The following is a 602-nucleotide window of genomic DNA, read 5'->3' as shown; positions in this document are numbered from 1 at the left end:
TTGCCGCATAGTCGCTCTGCTCCCTCCGGTCCCATTGCTCCTTGCGCTGCGCAATAAACGCCTTCGCTTCTTCTGCCCTATGGCAGCGCTCGCCTCTTCTATTGTACCCGGCTTGCCGCATAGTCGCCCTGCTCCCTCCGGTCCCATTGCTCCTTGCGCTGCGCAATAAACGCCTTCGCTTCTTCTGCCCTATGGCAGCGCTCGCCTCTTCTATTGTACCCGGCTTGCCGCATAGTCGCCCTGCTCCCTCCGGTCCCATTGCTCCTTGCGCTGCGCAATAAACGCCTTCGCTTCTTCTGCCCTATGGCAGCGCTCGCCTCTTCTATTGTACCCGGCTTGCCGCATAGTCGCTCTGCTCCCTCCGGTCCCATTGCTCCTTGCGCTGCGCAATAAACGCCTTCGCTTCTTCTGCCCTATGGCAGCGCTCGCCTCTTCTATTGTACCCGGCTTGCCGCATAGTCGCCCTGCTCCCTCCGGTCCCATTGCTCCTTGCGCTGCGCAATAAACGCCTTCGCTTCTTCTGCCCTATGGCAGCGCTCGCCTCTTCTATTGTACCCGGCTTGCCGCATAGTCGCTCTGCTCCCTCCGGTCCCATTGCTCCT

2 protein-coding genes are annotated in these 602 nt (G+C 60.5%); both read right to left on the bottom strand.

Annotated features, from left to right (window positions below):
• Positions 1-259 (bottom strand): hypothetical protein (locus CLHUN_RS21935; RefSeq protein ID WP_133051148.1); only part of this gene is annotated, 259 nt, incomplete at its 3' end.
• Positions 260-322: 63 nt separating this feature from the next.
• Positions 323-602: hypothetical protein (locus CLHUN_RS22315; protein WP_165755837.1), on the bottom strand; the 280-nt coding region annotated here is incomplete at its 5' end.

Origin of the sequence: Ruminiclostridium hungatei (genome assembly GCF_002051585.1) — a bacterium.
Taxonomy (GTDB): domain Bacteria; phylum Bacillota; class Clostridia; order Acetivibrionales; family DSM-1351; genus Ruminiclostridium; species Ruminiclostridium hungatei.
Note: the sequence above shows the minus strand (reverse complement) of the source record. Positions and strands in the feature narration are given on the sequence as shown.